Raw genomic sequence first — 1,224 nt, forward strand, 5'->3', positions numbered from 1 at the left:
AGTTCTTCTACATCCACTCGGACCCGTTCCTTCGTCGCGGCCTCGAGGGCATCAAGGCGACGCTCGGTTGCTGATCGGGCAAAAGAGCGATCACACAACCTGAACACTCGGCGGGACGCGCGCGGACATGCCTCTACCCTGTCTGGCCGCACCTCCGTGCTCGGACCAGGCGCCTACATCCGAAGCGAAATAACGGTTTCGCTGACAAGCTACGCACTCCAGGCGATGGCGAGACAATTCTTATCTAACTCGAAGCTCATCGAGCGCGCGGGAGTTGTGCCACGGGCGCCGATAGCGAAAGAGCGCCCACCGCTGTCGCATCTAATCGGAAGCGGGCCGGTTCTTTTACCAAACCGGCTCGTTCCATCTGCAGTCAGCTAAGAACGGCGTTCGACGCCAACTGGCGTCCAGTGGAGGTGCATTTCGAACACGCCGCCAGCGGACAGGACGCAGCTCTTCAGCGCTTCTTCGGCACGAGGGTAAGGTTCGGGCAGATGAGGAACTGCCTGATTGTGGATCAACGTGAGGCAGACCGGCAGCATCGAACGGAAGACCGGGAGTTCATAAACATACTCAACCAGCACATGGCTTCGGACAACAACGACCTGTCCGCGACAGAACGAGTCAGAGCGCTCGTCAGCGTGCGACTCGGGCTTGCTCCAGTGGAACTCGAACACCTTGCCGCGGAACTGGGGATGACTGCGCGAACCCTGCAGCTGCGACTGTCTGCCGAAGGCACGTCGCACCGGGATATCGTGAGAAGCTACAGGGAGCAGATGGCAATGGCCTATCTCGCCCAGGGGAGCCTGTCTCTCGAGGAGGTATCCGCTGCCCTTGGATACGCCGAAGCGACGGTCTTCTCCCGCGCCTTCAAGGACTCGACGGGCAGAAGTCCGGGAAGGCGGTCACCTCGACCTTAGAAATTTTCCGATAAAGGCCGCCATCAGATTACTGCTCAACGCGGGCAGGTCGACAACATAGTTGTGACGCTTCCATCACCACGACCGCAGGTGATTGATCCGCCAGGAACTTCACAAACTGGGACCGTGATACCTTCTTGCGGAACCTTAGCTGGCCCGTCATCGACGCCCCATGGAGCTGGAAAACAGTTTTTGCCAGGTCCACACCAATCATCGTATCCTTCATTTTGCCGCCTTCTCCGCTTCGTGGGTTAACGCACCACAACTTTGGCACAATGGATGCCGTCTGGGGAGGGCGGCAACC

The 1,224-nt window shown here is 59.0% G+C and carries 1 protein-coding gene and 1 pseudogene; one reads left to right on the forward strand and one right to left on the reverse strand.

The window, feature by feature from the left end; translation table 11 throughout:
• Positions 1-365 precede the first annotated feature (365 nt).
• Positions 366-920: a helix-turn-helix transcriptional regulator gene (locus tag A3AY_RS35110; protein ID WP_083925956.1), complete on the forward strand. Its 555-nt coding sequence runs from the start codon at positions 366-368 to the stop codon at positions 918-920.
• Positions 921-987: 67 nt separating this feature from the next.
• On the opposite strand, the pseudogene A3AY_RS41665 reads toward A3AY_RS35110, so the two are convergent.
• Positions 988-1,146, reverse strand: a pseudogene (locus tag A3AY_RS41665) (IS110 family RNA-guided transposase); the annotation flags it as partial.
• Positions 1,147-1,224 lie beyond the last annotated feature (78 nt).

Origin of the sequence: Rhizobium giardinii bv. giardinii H152 (assembly GCF_000379605.1) — a bacterium.
Taxonomy (GTDB): domain Bacteria; phylum Pseudomonadota; class Alphaproteobacteria; order Rhizobiales; family Rhizobiaceae; genus Pararhizobium; species Pararhizobium giardinii.